The sequence below is a fragment of the Gayadomonas joobiniege G7 genome, assembly GCF_000300815.1.
GTDB lineage: Bacteria > Pseudomonadota > Gammaproteobacteria > Enterobacterales > Alteromonadaceae > Catenovulum > Catenovulum joobiniege.
This window is the reverse complement of the sequence record NZ_AMRX01000002.1, coordinates 1-17,669: the sequence shown is the minus strand read 5'-3', so window position 1 is coordinate 17,669 and position 17,669 is coordinate 1. Positions and strand designations below refer to the sequence as shown.

General features: G+C 41.3%; 16 protein-coding genes. 4 read left to right on the top strand and 12 right to left on the bottom strand.

Going from position 1 to position 17,669, the window contains the following annotated elements:
* Positions 1–13 precede the first annotated feature (13 nt).
* Positions 14–1,519, top strand: a complete 1,506-nt coding sequence (locus C727_RS0103505; RefSeq protein WP_155949167.1) for an alpha-amylase family glycosyl hydrolase — start codon at positions 14–16, stop codon at positions 1,517–1,519.
* A gap of 36 nt (positions 1,520–1,555) precedes the next feature.
* Here the strand turns inward: C727_RS0103505 and ppk2 are convergent, their stop codons facing one another.
* Positions 1,556–2,323, bottom strand: a complete 768-nt coding sequence (ppk2, locus tag C727_RS17900; protein ID WP_017444240.1) for a polyphosphate kinase 2 — start codon at positions 2,321–2,323, stop codon at positions 1,556–1,558.
* 24 nt (positions 2,324–2,347) lie between these two features.
* Positions 2,348–2,983 (bottom strand): class I SAM-dependent methyltransferase, encoded by a 636-nt coding sequence (locus C727_RS0103495; RefSeq protein ID WP_017444239.1) that lies wholly within the window; start codon positions 2,981–2,983, stop codon positions 2,348–2,350.
* A gap of 217 nt (positions 2,984–3,200) precedes the next feature.
* Here C727_RS0103495 and C727_RS17895 point away from each other — a divergent pair, with 217 nt between their 5' ends.
* Complete coding sequence (locus C727_RS17895) at positions 3,201–4,511, top strand: PQQ-dependent sugar dehydrogenase (RefSeq protein ID WP_017444238.1); 1,311 nt, start codon at positions 3,201–3,203, stop codon at positions 4,509–4,511.
* A gap of 56 nt (positions 4,512–4,567) precedes the next feature.
* Here C727_RS17895 and C727_RS0103485 read toward each other — a convergent pair whose 3' ends face one another.
* The 9 genes from C727_RS0103485 to C727_RS0103445 form a co-directional block, all read right to left on the bottom strand.
* Positions 4,568–5,197: a cation diffusion facilitator family transporter gene (locus C727_RS0103485; protein WP_017444237.1), complete on the bottom strand. Its 630-nt coding sequence runs from the start codon at positions 5,195–5,197 to the stop codon at positions 4,568–4,570.
* 75 nt (positions 5,198–5,272) lie between these two features.
* A complete protein-coding gene (locus C727_RS0103480; protein ID WP_017444236.1) occupies positions 5,273–6,064 on the bottom strand; it encodes a sterol desaturase family protein in 792 nt (263 codons plus the stop codon).
* Positions 6,061–6,690, bottom strand: a complete 630-nt coding sequence (locus C727_RS0103475) for a CDP-alcohol phosphatidyltransferase family protein (RefSeq protein WP_017444235.1) — start codon at positions 6,688–6,690, stop codon at positions 6,061–6,063. The genes C727_RS0103480 and C727_RS0103475 overlap by 4 nt, the downstream gene beginning before the upstream one ends.
* On the bottom strand, positions 6,684–7,325 hold the full coding sequence (locus tag C727_RS0103470) for an ATP-binding cassette domain-containing protein (RefSeq protein WP_017444234.1): 642 nt from the start codon (positions 7,323–7,325) through the stop codon (positions 6,684–6,686). The genes C727_RS0103475 and C727_RS0103470 overlap by 7 nt, the downstream gene beginning before the upstream one ends.
* Before the next feature lie 10 nt (positions 7,326–7,335).
* A complete protein-coding gene (locus tag C727_RS0103465; protein WP_017444233.1) occupies positions 7,336–9,030 on the bottom strand; it encodes an ABC transporter permease in 1,695 nt (564 codons plus the stop codon).
* Positions 9,030–10,238 carry an ABC transporter substrate-binding protein gene (locus C727_RS0103460; RefSeq protein ID WP_017444232.1) on the bottom strand — a complete coding sequence of 403 codons (1,209 nt, stop codon included), beginning with the start codon at positions 10,236–10,238 and terminating at the stop codon, positions 9,030–9,032. The genes C727_RS0103465 and C727_RS0103460 overlap by 1 nt, the downstream gene beginning before the upstream one ends.
* Positions 10,219–11,028, bottom strand: a complete 810-nt coding sequence (locus tag C727_RS0103455) for a DUF547 domain-containing protein (RefSeq protein WP_017444231.1) — start codon at positions 11,026–11,028, stop codon at positions 10,219–10,221. Before C727_RS0103455 ends, C727_RS0103460 begins: the two co-directional genes overlap by 20 nt.
* Positions 11,028–13,181: an FAD-dependent oxidoreductase gene (locus tag C727_RS0103450; RefSeq protein WP_017444230.1), complete on the bottom strand. Its 2,154-nt coding sequence runs from the start codon at positions 13,179–13,181 to the stop codon at positions 11,028–11,030. Before C727_RS0103450 ends, C727_RS0103455 begins: the two co-directional genes overlap by 1 nt.
* 20 nt (positions 13,182–13,201) lie before the next feature.
* Entirely contained in the window at positions 13,202–15,553 is a 2,352-nt protein-coding gene (locus C727_RS0103445; RefSeq protein ID WP_017444229.1) for a TonB-dependent receptor, read from the bottom strand.
* A 172-nt stretch (positions 15,554–15,725) separates the two neighbouring features.
* Here C727_RS0103445 and C727_RS0103440 point away from each other — a divergent pair, with 172 nt between their 5' ends.
* Positions 15,726–16,148, top strand: a complete 423-nt coding sequence (locus C727_RS0103440) for a hypothetical protein (RefSeq protein WP_017444228.1) — start codon at positions 15,726–15,728, stop codon at positions 16,146–16,148.
* Between the two features lie 52 nt (positions 16,149–16,200).
* Here the strand turns inward: C727_RS0103440 and C727_RS0103435 are convergent, their stop codons facing one another.
* Positions 16,201–16,872, bottom strand: a complete 672-nt coding sequence (locus tag C727_RS0103435) for a PA14 domain-containing protein (RefSeq protein WP_017444227.1) — start codon at positions 16,870–16,872, stop codon at positions 16,201–16,203.
* 294 nt (positions 16,873–17,166) lie between these two features.
* On the opposite strand from C727_RS0103435, the gene C727_RS0103430 reads away from it, so the two are divergent.
* Complete coding sequence (locus tag C727_RS0103430) at positions 17,167–17,565, top strand: GFA family protein (protein ID WP_017444226.1); 399 nt, start codon at positions 17,167–17,169, stop codon at positions 17,563–17,565.
* The last annotated feature ends 104 nt before the right edge of the window (positions 17,566–17,669 follow it).

Sequence of the window (17,669 nt, the reverse complement as noted above, 5' to 3'; positions counted from 1 at the left end):
TCAAGGTGAAGCTGTGAATAAAACACTAAAATATCAACAACGACAACAAGATTGGCGAAATGGCGCTCTAATTTATCAAGTTTTACCCGACCGTTTTGTCCCTTCAGACAAGCTCACCGCTAAACAGCATTTATATGAAGCACCGAAAGTGCTTAAAGATTGGCAGCAAACGCCGCAGCACGGCCACTACTTAGCAGACAGTAAGCTATGGAGCCACGAGGTAGAGTTTTGGGGAGGTGATTTTGCCAGCTTGGCAACTCGACTCGACTACATAAAAAACTTATCGATGGACGTGATTTACCTCAACCCCGTGCATTTGGGTTTTACCAACCATAAATATGACAGCTTGGACTTTAATAAAGTTTCACCTGAATTCGGCCAGCGCTCTGATCTTTTAAAATTGGCCGAGAAAATTCATGCCCTTGATATGAAATTAGTGCTTGATGGTGTGTTTAATCATATGGGCCGCAATGCGCCTATTTTCCAACAGGCACTTGCCGACAAGACGAGCCAATATAGGAACTGGTTTATTTTTGACAATACTTTACCGGAAGGATACAGATGCTGGAATAATGCAGCGAATTTACCTGAACTAAATTTAGACAACCCAGATGTGCAAGCCCATCTTTGGTCAGACGACGACTCTGTGGTGCAAAGCTATTTAAAACAAGGCATTGATGGCTGGCGTTTAGACGTTGCTCATGACATTGGCTATGAGCTGCTAAAATCATTGACACAAGCGGCCCATAAAGTAAAACCAGACGCTTTAATCGTTGGCGAAATTTGGTGTTACCCCAACGACTGGCTGCAAGGTTCTGTGGATGGGGTCATGAACTTTACAGTACGTGAAATCATTTGGCGAACTTGTTTAAAACAAATTAAACCCGCTATTGCACAAGCTATGTTGGCACAAATGGTAGACGAAATTGGCGTAGAAAAATTACTCAAATCTTGGCTGGTTTTAGATAACCATGATACCCCAAGGTTAGCAACTATGCTGCCTGAATATTCGGTACAACAACTGGCACGGGCATTAATGATGAGCCTGCCAGGCTCACCGAATATTTATTACGGCAGTGAACTCGGCATGCAAGGCGGCGAAGATCCAGAGATGCGCGGCCCTATGCAATGGCAGTTAAATACCCCAGACAATCCTCACCTACATGATCTCACTGCGCTCATCAACATGCGAAACAATTACCCTGCATTAAAAATTGGCGATATACGCTTTATAAACAGTGAGAGGTTAATTGCCTTTGAGCGCTATACTGACAAAGTCGCGGATTCAGTGTTTTGCCTATTTAACTTTTCAGAACAACCGGTTAGCGAATATCTAATGACAAGCAATTCGAGTTTAATGAACATGGGTGGTTTAATAAACTGTTTGACTGGTGCTCACAGCCAGATCTACATCAAAGCTGGACTGATTCAAGTCACTTTGCCTGCCAAGAGTTTTATGTTTTTGGCACCAGATACCAAAGCTAAACACGGCTATACAACTTATAAAAGGGTGCCTTAAAGTCAGTTTCTAATGCTGATAGGCACCTTAAAAAAGTTATTCGTAAAATTGAGGGATCTGAATATGTGCAGCTGGCTCTTTTTCATATCCTGTGGCGGTTACCTCCGGCAATTTTATATCTGGAAAGCTCACTTTTGTATATTCAAACTGCGATAAAATATGTTTAATACAATTTAATCGCGCGAGCTTTTTATTGTCGGCGGGAACCTGATACCAAGGGCTTTGTTCTGTGTCTGTAGCATCCATCATAGCTAACTTTGCTTTGGTATATTCAGACCAGCGTTCCCGCCCAGCCAGATCCATGTCGCTAAATTTCCAGCGCTTGCGCGGATCTGTCAGGCGTTTTTTAAAACGTTTTTCTTGCTCTTCCGGAGAGACAGACAACCAATATTTAAGCAAAATAATGCCTGAATCCAACAGCATGTTTTCAAACAGTGGGCAGGACTTTAAAAAGCTCTGATATTCTTGCTCAGAGCAAAAGCCCATGACTTTTTCAACACCAGCACGGTTGTACCAACTGCGGTCAAATAAACAAATTTCTCCAGCACTTGGTAAGTGCGCCACATAGCGCTGAAAGTACCACTGAGATTTTTCTCGCTCTGTGGGGGTACATAAAGCGACAGTTTTTACTTGCCTCGGGTTAAGTTGCTCTGTGATCGCTTTAATGATACCGCCCTTGCCTGCCGCATCCCGCCCTTCAAATACAATAACAACCTTTAAGCCTTCTTTTTTCACCCAATAATGCCATTTGACCAGCTCAATTTGTAATTTATGGAGTTCTTTAAGGTAAGTTTCTTTTTTCATACTCTGTATTCTGATTGCTGTTAATTATTTAAGCTTAGTTAAAAATACAACGTCTGCAGCAATAAATTCCAACTTGAGCGAGTACTTTTTAGCCAACCACCAAAAAGTCCTTTCAGAATAAAAACAAATATGGGTGGGATCATTTTTGTAGTGCCAACGGCTAAAGGCTTGCACATTAAGTACCCGTTTAGTCATAATCGCAAGCACACCATTAGGTTGTAACATGGCCACTAACTGCGGCAGCAAAGCTGCTGGATCTGCAATATGCTCTAATACCTCTGTCATTGTAATAAAGCCATAAGAGCGCTTTAATGGTGCTGTTTCTGGATAATAAAACAGATCATAATTATCCACTTTCACACCTTGCTCGCCGGCCATTTTGCTTAACACAGCCCCTTGCCCACAACCATAATCTAATCCCAAGTGAGTTGATGGTAATCGTGCCAATAACGGGTCTAACGTGCGAGATAAAAATCGGCGATAACCTATGTCGTCGTTTTGATTATCATGCTTATCGTACTCAGCTTTTTCTAATTCTGCCGTTAAGTGAAAGGTTTTAGGCACAAATACAAGAGCACAGCGGGTACACTGTACATAGCTTCGTTTTTTATCTTGGTAAAAAAACTCACACTTATCATAGTGGCAAAGGGGACACTGCAAAATATCAACCTTATTGGAAAAGCTCAGCAATAGATATAAACGATTATACCTAAAGCAAGGGGTTTAAAGCGAGATTGATAACACCACTATCAATACAGCAGAAAAGATCGACAAGCAAACTGACTACGTAATCATATTGCAGCAAATAACACACAAAGTTATGCTAATACTTGTTTATCTCGACTCATGTGACCTTTATATCGCTCAAGGATTTATTATGTTAAAACCAATCGCGACCAGCTTGTTGATAGCCCTTCCTCTATTTAGTCTAGCGAACGATGATCTAAAATTATCTGATCCTATTAAAAAAAGTATCACCAGCAGTGAGATTAAACTAGATATGAAAGCCATTGCATCTGGCTTAACCTCACCTGTGACTGGTACTTATGCACCCGGCTTGGATAATTTTGTATTCGTTTTAGATCAAATTGGAAAAGTGTATAGTTTAAATTTGAGCTCTGAAAAACTGACGCTAGTTGCCGACCTATCTGATCTTTTAGTGTCTATGCGCAGTGGTTTTGACGAACGAGGTTTGTTGGGTTTGGCTTTTCACCCGGATTTTTCGAGTAATGGTTTAATGTATACCTATAGCTCGCAGCCCACTAAAGGCCAAGCTGATTTTGAGTTAAAAGACGGTGCTAAAGCGAACCATCATGGTGTTGTTCAAGAGTGGCAAACCCGCCCAGACAAAACCACTGGCATTAAAATCAAAACAGAAGCACCTCGCGAAATTTTACGCGTTGCCCAACCTCAATTTAACCATAATGGCGGCACCCTCATTTTTGATGATCAAAAGATGCTGCTATTGTCACTGGGCGATGGCGGTCGAGCCGATGATCAGGGACCTGGTCATGTAGAAGGTGGTAATGGCCAAGACCCAAGCCATCCATTAGGTTCTATTTTACGTATTGATCCATTAGCTAAAGATGGCCGCAACCAGAACTATGGCATTCCAAAAGATAATCCATTTATAAATAAAAAAGGGTTTATCCCAGAAATTTTTGTTTATGGTGTGCGAAACCCATACCGTATCAGTCATCACTCAGGTACCTATTATGTTGCTGACGTTGGACAAAATAGCGTTGAAGAACTGACGCTAGTTAAAGGCGGCGAAAATTTAGGTTGGCCGCTAAAAGAAGGGTCATTTGCTTTTGACATGAATGGTACAGGCGGCGGCTTTGTGTTTCCAGCCGATAAAGCTGATTTACCGGCTGGATTAACTGATCCAAATGTTGAATACGACCGAGGAGAAGGTATTTCTATCATTGCGGGTCATGTTTATCAGGGCCCAATCAACGCATTAAAAGATAAGTTTATCTTCGCTGAATGGATGAGCCACAAACTAGCACGCGGTCGCTTATTTGTGCTGACTGGTGAAAATGATTTTGCTGAGCTTCAGGTGCCTAGCTTAAAGGACAAAATTTTAGGCTTTGCGCAAACAGCAAGTGGAGATGTTTTGGTTCTCACATCAGAAAATGTTGGCCCTGATGGGGATACAGGTAAAATATTTAAGCTGATAAAAAATTAGTTCATCCAATGGCACCCGCCTGCGCAAAAATATCGGGTGCCAATATCAGATATCTGTTAACCGCAACAGCTATCTGAGCTAAATTCTTTGTTATGTTTAATCGCGTATTTAGCATCACTGATAATACGGATAGCAGAGCGAACAATAATCGCAGCGATGAACAGCCCTATTAAACGATCAGGCCAAGCACTATTTAAATTAACCACAAGTACGGCGGCTAACAAAACACCGACATTAGCTATCATATCATTTCGCGAACAAATCCAACTGGCCCGCAAATTAATATCCCCTTGGCGGTGCTGGTAAAGCATCGTAAAACAGATGATATTTACGGTTAATGCCAGCAACGAAATCCATGTCATGATTTCGGTCGTTGGATACTCATCAAAATAGATTCGTTTACCAACATCAAGTAAAATGAGTATCCCCAGCGAAAACTGTAAAATGCCGTTTGCCATCGCTGCTTTAGCTTTTTGTTTAATCGCTTTACCAACGGCATATAAACTAATGGCGTAAACCATAGCATCAGCTAACATATCCAGTGAATCGGCTAACAAACCACTTGAACGTGCCAACCAGCCGGCTGTAAATTCGACAAAAAACATCACCGCGTTTAAAACTAACACAGTCCACAGCAATTGACGTTCTCGTCGATTTTTTGCTTCTATTGCACAACAATCAGACATTAGCAGCTTCTCCGAAATGAATTTCACCTATTTTAGCGAACTTTTTAGCTAACAAACAGGCACACCGAATAGGGGTTATTTTTTTGCAAATGGCATTTTCAGCATGTTAAATAAATCGGCGTTCTTGTTTGCATCGAATGATTGTCGTAAACCCAGTTTAATCTGCCTGTCGTTTTCAGAAGCCTGCGCGCTATAGCTGCTAAATAACCGATCCCACCAAACAAGGCTAAAGCCGAAGTTGCTATTCATTTCTGATTTTTTTTGGCTATGGTGAATACGATGCAACCTTTGGGTGATGACCAAAAAACGGGCATACTTTTCCCACTTGTTGGTTAAACGAACATTTGCATGATTAAAAATAGCAAACGCATTGAGTGCAATTTCAAATAATAAAACGGCCAACACTGGCATGCCAAATACCAAGACCCAAACCGCCTTATAAAACAAACTTAAAACAATTTCTATTGGATGAAACCTTAAACCTGTGCTGACATCAACCTGACTGTCGGCATGGTGCACTTTATGTAGTTTCCACAGTAGCGGAAATTTATGCATCCACCTATGCTGCCAATAAATAGCGAAATCTAAAATTAGACAGCTGAGTATAAGAGTCACACTAGGGAATAGATCTAATTGATTAAACAGCCCCCACTGACGTTCATCCGCAACTATAGCGACCCCGGCCAAACCCGCAGGCATAATCAGACGCACAGTAGCGGCTGCTGTTAATAAAAGCAACAAGTTACCCCGCCAATGCCTCCAACGAGGCAGCGGAGCCTGCCGTGCGGGTTTAACCGTTTGCCACACGGCCATCGCAATAAACACCAATAAAAAAATACTTAGGCGCCAAGCGGCTTCAGTCATCATGACGACTTAGCTTTGAGTTGTTTAAGGGTGTTATAGCCCCCATAAATTCGCATCACGACAGTGATAAAACACAAGAGCGCAAAGCTGATAGCTAAAATCGGGAAATATTCAGGCCAAAGACAAAATACAATAAAAATTAAAATGGTTTCAGTGCCTTCCGTGAGCCCTTGCAGGTAATAAAAACTCTTGTATTTAAATTGAGGCCTATCTATTTGGTACTTTTCAGCGGCTATCGCAAAGGCCAAAAAGCTGCTTCCCGTGCCAATAAAACTAACCAACAAAATGGCGGCTGGCAGTGCATTTCCGCCTGGATCAGCAAATGCAAAACCCAGTGGTACAGCGGCATAAAATAAAAAATCTAAACTAATATCTAAAAAGCCACCGGCACTACTAGAGACTTTTTGATAACGCGCTAACTGGCCATCTAAACCATCAAACAGGCGGTTGATAATAATCACGGTAAGCGCTGCCATCCAATGCTGCATGGCTAACAAAGGCAGCGCTAATAACCCGATCAAAAAGCCAATAAAGGTCAGCTGATCTGGACTTATTTTGCACTTATTTAATAACACAACTAACGGTGTTAATAAGCTTTTTACCACAGGCGTTAATTTTGCGTCTAACATAAAGATTGCACCTCAATAACTGGCCCTTGGGCAGCGTTGGCATCGGCTAAATCATGCGTGACCATTAATGCGGGCAAGTTTTTCTGTTTTATTTGCTCAAATACAAGCTGCCGGATAGATTGCCTTAGCTGACTATCTAGTTTGCTGAAAGCTTCATCCAATAAAATGGCTTTGGGTTGACTAAACAGAACCCGCAACAAGGCCACACGAGCCTGCTGCCCACCAGACAGTTGACTCACAGCTGCATCACCCAATTGGGCCAGCGACATTTGCTCTAATGCTATTTGAATTTTTTCTCTTTTTTGCCGACGATTGCCTTCACTTTTGGGCATCGCAAAAGCAATATTTTCTGCCACGGTTAAATGGTTAAATAACAGTGCATCCTGAAACAATAAACCCGTTTTGCGCTGCCAAGCTGGCATTTGGTCTATTCTATGCCCTTGTAAATAAACTTCTCCTGTCGCAGTAAAGGCCTTGGGTAGCATACCGGCCACATAATTTAACAGAGTCGACTTACCAACACCGGACGGCCCCATAATAGTAAGCACTTGCCCACCTTCAACCTCCTGATTAATGGAGAGCATTAATGTTTGTTCTCGAAAAATGTTCACATTTTTTAATTCTAAAGCTGACATTCTATATCCTTTAAGCTTGGGCTTTTCGATATACCCACTTAGGTAGCCAAGCCGCTAACATAAATCCAAGCAATGGCAAAACCATTTGCATAATGGCATACACAGCACTGGTTCTTCGACTGGCTCCATTAGCCAGCGCCACAGCTTCGGTGGTTAAAGTTGGGTAACGTCCACCGCCCGCTAACAATGTGGGCAAATACTGACTTAAACTGATTGCCAAACCTAAAGCAAAGGCAACCATAATGGCCGCAAATAATTGGGGGATCTTAACACGCCAAAATACTTTGCATGGTTTTGCGCCTAGACTAGCCGCCACACGAATAAGTGCTGGATTAAAATTGTGATAGCTCACCGCAAGCGATAAATAAACGTAGGGGATAACATAAACAAGATGGCTAATTAACACAGGTAAAAATACTGCATCACTGAACAAGGCTTGCTGTAACCAGAGCAAACCAAATAAAAAAGCAACGCCAGGCACTAATAAAGGTAAATAAATCAAATACTCTAACCAAGATTTTGTGGCGGTGCGATAACTGGCCGCTTCTAATGCGAATAAACTGATCAGCAATGCTAATAAACTACTACTCACAGCCATCAATAAGCTATTGCTTATTGGCTCTGCGAGTTGAGTAAAGGCATTTTGCCAGTGTAGACCTGTGATACTGTTTGGCAATGCGGCTGGATACGGCCAATAACCAGCAAACGACCATACAACTAGGCCGCCAAGCGATACAATAAGGATGACGGCAAATAAGATTAGGGTTACCCCTGTGCAAAATCGATAAAAAGGCGCCCAAGGATTTAAATTAATCGCCATGAATAACGACCGGGCTCGTCGCCACAAATATTCGCCGCCAAGCCAGATTAAAATAACTGTTAAGCTCAACACTATTTGCAATACAGCAGCAGCACTTGCAACAAACCTCAATTCTAAATCACTGTGATTAAACCAATTTAAAATGGTCACTGCTAATGTTGCTGGGTTATTGGGGCCTAAGATATAAGGGATCTCAACACTGGCAGTGGCATAAGCCAAAACAGCCAGCACAGGCAATCGAATTAATGGATATAACTGTGGAAAAATCACTTTAATAAAAGCTGCTTCGGCTTGATAACCCAAACTGATTGCAACTTTATATTCTTGCAATAACCTAACGCGCAGGTTGGCTTGTTTTAATACACTCAGGCTCATCAATAACAAAAATGGCAACTCTTTAAAAACCAAACCAATAATAATTGAAATCCCCCAAGGATCATTCGGTAGCCAACTGTCACCTACCATATTTGACCCTGTTAACCAGGGCGAAAGCAATCGGCTGAGCCACCCCGAAGGAGTTAAAATAAATGCAATCGCAATCGCCGCAGCGGCATGGGGAACAGCTAATACTGGACTCAGTCCTTGCTCAATTCGATTGAGCCAAGGCGTGTGATAAAAGCTCGCTAAAATCATTATATTTAGCTTAAACGCAATCCAAGTTGCCAAAAAACCACAAAATAAACTTAAACACAGCATTTTAAGTAGCCCGGGTGTGGCCAAAAGCTGAGTAAATGCTGCGCCCGAAAATTGGCTGCTTCCCAACGCTGGAAAATAATTAAACGCCGGCAGTAATACGCCCAACAAGCCAGCCACAACAGGGACTAAAATAATGCCAAACAATACAGGTCGGCTGAGGGCTGACAATAAATAATATAAAAATGACACTAAAACACCCCGTAACGTTGTAACCAAGCTGAATTGAGCTTGTCTACCCAACTGGGGTGCAACTCGCTTAAAAGTTTAAACTCTGTATTTGCGGGCAATGCTGAGGGGTGTCTTTGAAGGGTATTGAACATCGCCCTTTGACTATTGTTTAGTGCACTCATATCCAGCACAGTTTGATCGCCCCACACCTCTATCTGTTGTTTTTTTGCTTGTGCTTTTGGTGATAGTAAAAAATCAGCGACCTGCTTAGCAGCTGTTTTATGCTTAGCGTTAAACGGAATAGCCACAAAATGAATGTTGCTTAAACTTCCGTCTTGCATAGCATAGGTTCTAATTTGAGGGGGCAAGTTATATTGTGACACTGCAGCAGGCACTTCGGCTGCGGTGAAAGTATATGAAAGATAGATGGCTTGATCATCTACTAACCGCTGCATTTGTGCGCCGCTGGATGGAAAATAACGGCCTTGCCGCCACAAAAGTGGATGCAGCTCATCTAAAAAATGCCATAGAGGCGCGGCTAATATGTTAAAGCTTTTTTCAGTTACCGGCTGATATAGCTGTTGTTTGATTGAGTCCGCTTGATGCTCATTTAATACGCTGATCGCATATTTTAAAAAGCTTGTTGCATAAAAATCGGGCGGTCTTGGATAGGTAAAACGAGCGGGATATTTTTTTAACCAAGGGATTAGCTGAGATAGTTGTTTTGGTGGCTGGTTTACCCGCCCGCTGTGATAATAAAAAACGAGGGCCGCTTTCCCCCATGGCGCCTCTCTCTTCTCGGTCGCAATACCAAAGTCTTTTAATACTGCAGGGTTTTTCTCTGGACGAGTTAAGCTAAAGTTTTTTAGCTGATCTACCCAGGGTTCAGCTAATAAATTATGCTTGAGCATAGAAGCAAAATTCTCACCATTAACCCACAATAAATCAACGCTTCCACTTTGCAGGTTACCAGCTGCTTTTTCGGCAAGGATACGGCTGACTGCATCACTGGTATCTGCTAATTTTACATGTTGCAAATGAATACCTTTTTCGGTCGCCAACTCTTGTTTGGCCCATTGCAAATACTGATTTACCTGAGGGCTCCCTCCCCAAGCATAAAAATAAACGGTCTGCTCAGCAAAAGCCGCTGCATGCAAAATGACATACAGGGCAAATATCAAACCATTAACAACTGAGCTTAGCGTTAAATTATCTCGATTTGATATCATTTAAGGACCAATCGTATTCTAAAAAATCTATCTCGGCAGACTCATCTACCACCTGCTGAGTTTGTTTTTGATTTAAAGAAAGATCTTTTTTATGTTTTAAAACAAATTGATAAAGGCTAGCTATTGAATACCAGCCTTGCTCGAAGTCTTCTTCGTACCAATCAAATATAGCAGATAGATATATTACATCCTTATCCGCATAATTTCTCGAGCGATCAGACATGAAACGTGTCGCTTGCGCTGCCAGCTGCTGCGCTAATTTGTCCGCCGTATAAGCTTCTTCGCGCAGCGCAGGACAGCCAACGCTGGCGCAATTAACGGCAAAATGAATTCTAGGATCGTTAAATTTTCCGCTGCCTCGGATCCAGTCATGCTCAATCGTATCTAAGCTGACTTTTTGCCCAAACAAAGAGATAAACTTTTTTGACCAAGGTGAAGAAAAAAAGCTGCCGGTATCTTTAATTGAATCTATTGGGTAGTGGTCAATAATCCATTTTACGGTAAAGGCATTATAAGCATTAATTAAAAACGCTAGACGCTTATCTTTGCCCCAACGATCAAAATCAGATTTTTTAATGGCGGATAAAGCAGCTAAATAATCAGTTAACTGTTTGGGGTTTTTCTTAACCGCTTGATAGTCAAACTGAGTGGCATGCCCACCAGGCAAAGTTATCACATTTTCGGTTAACACCTGGTCCCAAAGCCTATGAATATTATCACCCGCAAAAACAGCACTTTGAGTCGCTAAGGTGAGCATAAAACTTAGTATAAGGATAAATTTTTTCTGCATTATCGGCGCACCCAGTTGTGATATTTTTCAACCCAAGTGAGCAGCTTTTCGGGTGCATTGGCTCTTTTCCACTCCCCTGCTGCATACTTGTTAATTTCAGCCCAAGTTGGATATGCGTGAATTGTGCCCAATATTTTGTTTAACCCAAGACCATGTTTCATTGCGAGCACAAATTCAGCCAAAATATCTCCGCCATATTCACTGACTAAAGTCACACCCAGTATTTTATCTTTTCCAGGAGGTGTTAATATTTTAATAAAACCTGCAGTTGCACTATCAGCTATTGCTCTATCCAGCTCGGCCAATTCAAAACGAGTCACCTCGTACTCTATTCCTTTTTCTTTTGCTTCGGTTTCGTTTAAACCCACTCTGGCAACTTCGGGGTCGATAAAAGTTGTCCAAGGGATCACACGATAGTCCACTTTAAACTTTTTAAAACGCCCAAATAAAGCATTCACTGCCGCATACCAAGCTTGGTGGCCTGCGACATGAGTAAACTGATAAGGCCCGACGACATCGCCCACCGCATAAATATTTGGATACTTAGTTTGCAAATATTCGTTGGTATGAATAGTGCGACCTGTTTCTATCCCCAATTCTTTTAAGCCAAAACCTTCTAAACGAGCAGAGCGCCCTACCGCACATATTAATGAGTCAAACTCTATTTCTTTTTCACCTTTCGACGTTTCTAAGGTGATCAATTTGGTGCCATTTTCAAGACGGCAAGATTTAGCTTTATGGCCTGTTAAAATATTAACGCCGGATTTTTTTAACGTCTCAGTCGCAAACTCAGAGACTTCAGGATCTTCACGCAACATAATACGGTCGGCCATTTCTACTTGGCTAACCTCACTGCCAAGCCGAGCAAATGCTTGCGCCAATTCACAGCCGATAGGGCCACCACCTAATACCACAAGGCGCTTTGGTACGCTCTCTAAATCAGCATACTTTTGCCACAAGGTATCCGAGGTCACATAACCAACTTCTTCTAAACCCGGTAATGGTGGCACAAAAGGTCTCGCGCCTGTTGCAATAACAATGTTTTTACTGGTTAAAACCTCTTTACCACCATCATTTAAGCTGATTTCTACCGTCCAAGGGTCCAGCATTTTGGCATAGCCTTTTTTAACCTCAACCCCTAACTTGGTATAGCGTTCAACACTATCATGCGGTGCGATATCAGCAATCACCTGATGAACTCTTTGCATTACCTTTTTAAATGAGAAGGCTGCGTCCGTTGGTGTTAAACCATATTTGTCTGCATGTTTTTGCTGATAAGCCAATTTGGCAGATTTGATAATAGCTTTACTGGGCACACAGCCATAATTTAAACAGTCTCCCCCCATTTCACCGGCTTCAACCAAGGTGACTTTAGCTTTAACGGCTGCCGCAATATAACTACTGACCAAACCGCCAGCACCTGCACCTATCACAATTAAATTACGGTCAAATTTGGCTGGTTTTTTATAACCTGCATACACTTTTTTACGCTGAACAAAGCTGAAAATGGCTTTTGCGATCCAAGGAAAAATGCCCAATAAAACAAATGATAAAATAAGGTTAGGCGATAAAATACCAGATAAACTGTCTAAATTGGCCAGTTGTGTACCCGCGTTAACATAAACAACTGTGCCCGCCAACATGCCTAGCTGACTGACCCAATAGAAGGTCCAGCTACGTATTGCGGTAACCCCCATTAACAAGTTGATTAAAAAGAATGGAAAAACAGGGACCAGTCGTAGCGTAAATAAATAAAACGCACCTTCTTTTTGCACCCCGTTGTCGATTGCTTTAAGTTTTTCTGGGAATTTGCTTTTAACCGTATCTCTTAAAATAAACCGAGCGACCAAAAACGCCAATAAAGCACCTATGCTGCTGGCAAAAGAGACAATAATTAACCCTTCTAATAAACCAAATAGAGCACCAGCGGCAAGGGTTAATATGGCGGCTCCTGGAAGGGAAAGTGCCGTCACCAATACATAAAATAAGAAAAAACCGGCGGTAATTAAAATTGGATTTTGCGCTTTGTACTGATCAAACTCAGCCATAGATGATTTTAAGCCATCTAGGGTCAATAGTGTATGCAAGTCAAAGTGGAAGAAGCAAAATACAGCAACGGCTATGAGTAAAATTAAAAAAAGTTTTTTAAGCATATCGGGCTCTTGTGTATTGGTTAAAATATATGTTGATAGCTGATTTTGGCGTGTACAGGTTCATTCGGCATCACTAAAGTTGCGCCAAAATATCCACCTTCAAAAACCGGTTGCCAATTATCTTGATCTGTTGCATTGATAACATCCACACGAACACTGGACTGCGCGGTAATTTTGTACTGAGAATTAAGGTTTAAGCTATGTTGATCGCGTATCTGTACAGTTGCAAGATAATCGAGTGGATAGGATTTAGTATAGACAGCTGACGCACCGACTTGCCAGTTGTCAGTCACCCAATATCCTCCATTTAAGCCAAGCATCTGGGGTGGCAATCCTTGAACCTTGTTATTAGATGCAGCAAAAACCGTATACGCGGGGGAGCCTTGACTAGTCCCTTGGATAATATCGGGGCGAGAGTTGTCGAACGCATCGGCAACTTGGCGAGTCCCTTGCGCAGACGTTGAGTCATCGTAACGCGCATCTAAATAACTGTAGCTTAAGTTAAACCAATAGTTCTCATGGGTATACCAAAGCTGTGCCTCCGCGCCTTGAGTAATAATGCCAGTATTGCTGCCATCACGGTTTCTTAAACTACGCGTTTGCTCAAACAAAGCCGCATCTAAATACCAGTTTGTATTTTCTGGGGCATATTTAAAACCAACCTCAAATAGCTCGTTTTCGGTAGCAAAGTTTTGTCGGCTGATGAGGTTATCAGCCCCTAATGAATGACCGCCCGCCATACTATTTGAGGTAGAGTCGTTATGGCTATAACTGAGGTAGCTATTAAAAGATTGAGATATTTGATAGCTCAGGCTAGCCTGATAAGACTGTAACCACTCTTGAGTTGAATCACTGACTGCCGATGCACCGTCCGGTGCGATAGGATCTTTTGCATCCACATCATAAAAGTCACTGCGATAACCCAGATCTAACTTTAATTTCTCGCTTAGGCGGCTTTGATGCTGCCAAACAAGGCCGATCTGCAAGCTGCGCGAATCCGTTGTGTCCGACAAAGAAAAGTCGCCACTACCATCATTATCCAAATCGTACTGCCCACCGGGCGACACATAGACGCCCGGACGAAGTTGTATGAGGCGGTTTATTTGTGTTTCCGTTAAAGCTATTTCACGATTTGACAAAGGCCCCGTTAGATCAACTGGGTTATCTGCTTCAGTTGTAAACTGGCTATAACCTAAAACATCGTTATAGCGTATATCTAATGCAAAAGTAGAGGTATTTTTATCATCCCAAAGCCAGTCTATTTCGCTTCTGTTTTCAAATGTATAAGCGGCATCAATAATTTCAACAAAGCTATTGTTCGCTATTTCTTCGCGCGTCAGATACTGAAAGTAACTTAAATTTCTAAACGCAAGCCCATTTTCCAATACAGTTTTATAGTCACTATGTAGTAAGTAAGTACTCGCATCATTAATGTCATCAGGATGAGTATAAACATTATCCCGTGCAATTTTAACTATGCCTGTTGGCGATATGACTGCACCTGCGCCTGGGACCAAGCTGCCATTGCTTTGGCGACCTTGACCTTGAATATAGAGCCCATCGTCAATTAGCTTTTGGGTCGGGCGGTTAATCCCTGCGTTATCAGTATAATCAACATCATAATATTCAAAGTTTAAATTCCAAATCGTATCTGCATCCAGTTGGTTGGCATAAGCTATATAAAAACTATTACTATAAAATGCACTATGGTCGTAGAAGCTGCCTTTATCTTGATGTTCGTAACTCACCCGTAAAGCTTGCTCACCTGGCATAAAAGCATGACTATAATCCAGCTGGGCTGTATATTGATCCCAGCGAGCGGCGGTAAAATTAAATTGACCAAACGACTGGTTCAAATGTGCCTTTTTAGATATCAGGTTAACAAAACCACCGTTGCGTTGGGTTGTACCTAATAGAACGGGGGCTGGTCCTTTAACAATGTCTAATTGCTCAATAGCATTAAACGAAATAGGGACTCCAAAACCATTATTGCCCGCTTGACGGCGCATGCCATCTTGAAAAAGATCTCCTAGCTGCCCTCGGAGGCTTGGCAAACTAGGGTTACCAAAACCACTCGCAGAATAACTATTTGGAGTAACGGCTAAAACATCATGTAAATCAGTGATATTTAGCTGTGACATGGTTTCGCTGCTTAAACTTGTTAAGGCTCTTGGGATTTCCAGTGCATTTAGATTGGCTCCGAAAGGGCCATCGACAACTGCATCTTTTTGATTAATTAAAGCCGAGCTTGCACTGCCGTATACCTCAATAACTTCGAGCTCGGAAGTATCATTTTTTGATTGTGCCTGAACTGAAACTGATATCCAAAACGACAACGCTGAGAGCACTAAAATTTTATTCTTTTTTTGCATCTTGCAATCCTATGGGCATTATTATGTGTTGACGTACCGCCACTTATTATCAGATGACCGAGCTTATACGGGATTTATTTCATGGCCAGACCACAGAAAAAATTTATTCCTCGAAATTAAATCTGAAATCAAAAGGTCTTACTTCAGAGTTGTTTAAAATATAGGACTAAATATGGAAACCAACATAACAAAAAATCAGTTAAAATCACTTCAAGTTAGTTTATTGGCGCTAAGACTTGGCGTATTTATAGTCATGTTTGTTTGGATGACCGACAAATTTGTCAATCCCGCACATAATATTGCGATCTTTGAGAAATTTTACGCGATTGAAGGTTTAAGCATTACTTTAACTTATGCGATTGGCGTGCTGCAGGCGGTTTTAGTTTTTGCCTTTTTATTAGGTATAAAAAAACGTATTAGTTATGGTTTAATTTTTATCATACATGGGGCTTCAACACTATTTTCATTCCCACGCTACTTAGAGCCGTATGACAACATGCTATTTTTTGCAGCATGGCCCATGTGGGCAGCTTGTTTGGCATTGTATCTGCTGCGAGATCTGGATACTTTATTCACCATAAAGGCGACTAATTAAAATAACAACGCCCGCTTTAAACGGGCGTTGTGATTAAATACGTTAGAACGACCTATTTTGTGGTTGAAATCCTTTTACGTCCACGATAAAGCGTAACAACAAGGGCAAGTGCAAATAAGGCAATTCCTGCAGGTTCAGGCACCTTAGCCAGTCGAGTGACACCGGATTCATCACCAAAGTGGGTAAAATCTAAACTTGTGTCTGCAACTGTTAATTCTAACGAGGCTTCACCGCCATTTTCGAAAAAATAAACTTCAATACTATGCATACCAACATTCAAATCTATATTACCTGTGAATTGTTTTTCAGCATGAAGAGTCGGATCATTAATAACTAAATTACCGTCAACAAAAACAAATACGCCATCATCGTTATATGTTTTAAAAGTATATGTGTCCTGCGTGTCGATAAAAAAGTCGCCTGTAATATGAGCAAAAAAGGTGTTATTTAGATCATGATTAACGCCTGATACACCTGCCTGACCAGCGGATGGCCATAGATTGCTACCTGCTATGTTACCAGCAAATCCGCTGGGATCATCAGTAAAATCTATGATATCGTAATAGCCAAAGCTGTCAGCGTTATTATTTTGAGCATAGCTGATCAGTTGGTTTACATCTGTACTCCAAAAGTCATCATACTGTTCAACCAGTAAAGATGCATGTGAAATAGAAGATAGGAAAAATGAAACAGCAAATAAAGACTTACAAATAGATTTAATCATGGTTTACCCCTTGAAACACCATACAAAAATTAACTTCAATCTAAATCTATTAAGCAAAATAGAGGCCACAATTAAATATCAAATAAAAATCAATAGGTTATAAAAAAATCGCGCCCCACATTTAGTAACATGTAAAATAAGCTGACAGAAATCAAAATATTTGTCTAAAATTATTGACATCAACCTCTGTCATGTCAATTATTTTTACGTCTATTTTTTAGCCTCTCATATTACTCTTTACTAAACTAACTCAACAACATAGAAATTAATCTATTTTTAATTGGAGCAAGGACAATGAAAGGTAAATGTTTGTGTGGAAAAATAGAAATTGAAACTGAAACAACAACAGAGCTAGGATTATGTCATTGTGCTATGTGTCGACGATGGTCCGGTGGCCCTATGTTCGCAGTACACGCGGGATCAAATGTTACAATCAGTGGCGATACGATAAAAAGATACGACTCCTCTGAATGGGCCGAACGAGCATTTTGCACTCATTGCGGCACTCATCTATTTTATTATTTAAAACCAAATAACGAGTACGTATTGACTGCAGGACTATTTCAAGATCAAGACTTTAATTTATCCAACGAAATTTTCATCGACGAAAAGCCAACATATTACAGCTTTAGCAACCAAACCGAAAAACTTACCGGACAACAGGTATTTGAACTATATACGGGCAAAGAGTAAATAAATTCAGCGCCGCCGAAGGCGCTGGTAATCCCCAAAAAACAACCAAACACAATTGCCAGTGGCCCAGGCGCAATAGTATCGTGCGAGCTTTTATGCCGATG